The 1,894-nt window shown below is 67.6% G+C and carries 3 protein-coding genes; all 3 read left to right on the plus strand.

The genetic code is table 11. The features are described 5' to 3' along the window. Positions 1-186: 186 nt before the first annotated feature. The 3 genes from AB0K82_RS32895 to AB0K82_RS32905 all read left to right on the plus strand — a co-directional run bounded on the left by AB0K82_RS32895 (position 187) and on the right by AB0K82_RS32905 (position 1,773). The gene (locus tag AB0K82_RS32895) at positions 187-405 is read left to right on the plus strand and encodes a hypothetical protein (protein ID WP_364404550.1); all 219 of its coding nucleotides are present in this window, start codon (positions 187-189) and stop codon (positions 403-405) included. 280 nt (positions 406-685) lie between these two features. Then, positions 686-928, plus strand: coding sequence for a hypothetical protein (locus AB0K82_RS32900; protein ID WP_364404552.1), 243 nt, complete (start codon positions 686-688; stop codon positions 926-928). A gap of 722 nt (positions 929-1,650) precedes the next feature. Further along, the gene (locus AB0K82_RS32905) at positions 1,651-1,773 is read left to right on the plus strand and encodes a hypothetical protein (RefSeq protein ID WP_364404554.1); all 123 of its coding nucleotides are present in this window, start codon (positions 1,651-1,653) and stop codon (positions 1,771-1,773) included. The last annotated feature ends 121 nt before the right edge of the window (positions 1,774-1,894 follow it).

The raw sequence follows: 1,894 nt of genomic DNA on the forward strand, positions 1-1,894 counted from the left end.
CCCTCAATCTTGGCTGATCTCTCCTGAACTCCAACCCGGCGCCGCCCCCCCCCCCCCCCGCAGGGCCGCCCGCTCCGGCACGCCCTACGGGCGTGCGGCGTGGGCGCCGGTCCCTCCGGCCGTGCCGATCGGGCGGCCTCGCGATCGAACACTCACCGATCCCGCTCCTCGCAGTACCGTCAGCGCGTGGATCCTATCTCCGCTCTGGACTGGCTACTGCACCACGGCATCGGTGCCTTCATTCGCGTCGACCCCGGCCGTGATGGCCGCCGTCCGTGGACGTTCTTCGCCAGCGGCGGGCCATTGGGAGATCAGCCCATCCGCGTCGACGCCAACTCTCCTGAGGACTGCATACGCCTGGCTCGCCGCCAGTTCGCAGAACACGGCCTGAAACTCCCCGAGTAAAAAAGGCCACGCCTCCGGCGGGGGCCTCCGGTTCCGGGATGGCCGCCAAGCTGCGCGGCCGGCCTGGGTGGGTGGTTGAGGTGGAAGCCTGGTCATCCCGTGCGCCGTCGTCCCAGGACAAGCCGAGCAGACCAGGCCCCAGGGGTGCAAGGTCGTTCGTCCGGTGGGGCGCTGCACCTTGCACCCCTGGGGCCTGGTCCGCTTCCCCTACGGGTGGGACGACGGCACACGGGATGACCAGGCGGGCGGAACCGTCCGCGGCGCCCGGCATAGTGACCTGATGCGATCCCATGAGCTTCCACTGCCTCGCGATGCCGCCGCCATCAGCTCGCGCGACGAGCTGGTCGCATACGTGACGCGGTTGCAACTCGCGATCGAGGGCGGCGTAAAGGTAGAGAACGACAGCCTTGACCGGTTCCTTGAGGCGCTTGCCGCCAAGATCGATGCGCAGCCACCCGCCAGCGGCGGCCTGAGCTGGTCGTACTTCGCCTATGTCCTCTCGGCCGCCTTGATCTACGAGTAGCCGTGGGGCCGGCCAGGAGCTGGTCATGGCCTTCTGGCAGCGCACGGCCGTGCCATTAGCGTGCCATTAGCCCCGGTGAACAAGGGTCAACAGCGGTCACCCGCGACCAAGGGACTACGCACGTCAGCGCCCATGACGGCCCAGATCCGTACGTTTCCCAAGCTGGTAGCGCGGGTTCGATTCCCGTCACCCGCTCCACAGCACGAAGCCCCAGGCCAGGACATGAATTCCAGGCGCTGGGGCTTCTCTCGTCAAGAGGCTTTTCGTCGCTTCCGTGCCCGTTGCGTGCCCGATCGCTCGTCAGGCTTCCCACCGCTCGCGTCACCGGGCTTCTGCGGCTTCTGGGAGCGCTTGAGTTCGCGCCGGACCATCTTGCCCAGCGTCGCGGCGATCTCCTTGTCCCGCTCCTGTCGAGCGTGGAGGTAGATCCGCGCCGCCCTGGTCATGGCCACGGCGCACGCGTCGCCGCAGGCCGCCCGCTCCGGCACGCCCTACGGGCGTGCGGCGTGGGTGCCGGTCCCTCCGAACCCGGATTGTTCGGCACGAACCGGCGTGAACGCTTACAAAACTCTCTCTCATGACAGGCGTCTGATGGCGCGGCTGGGATGTAACCGCCGACGCCTGCCACGAACGTGCGTGCGGAGGTCGGGCAAGCACGGACGGTCTCCTTCGACCTGCGGCACGAAAGGTGCAGGTTTTTTCGCAAACCAAAGGAGGGCGCGATGTCCGAAAGCCGAGAAGAGCTCCTCGCGAAGAGCGACCAAGTCTACAAGGCGGCCCTGGACGCAGGCAAGACCGAACAGCAGGCCGCTGAGGAGGCCGAGGCCGTGCTCCCGGAGAAGTGAGCCGCGGCCCTCGCGGCCGTGAACGCAGGCGGCCCTCCTTTCGAGGAGGGCCGCTCTTTCGGTTCTCGCCATTTAAGAGGGAGTTTTGTGAGGGATTGCCCCCACACGGGGGCAATCCCTC

Origin of the sequence: Actinoallomurus sp. NPDC052274, assembly GCF_040679475.1 — a bacterium.
GTDB classification, from domain to species: Bacteria; Actinomycetota; Actinomycetes; order Streptosporangiales; family Streptosporangiaceae; genus Actinoallomurus; species Actinoallomurus liliacearum.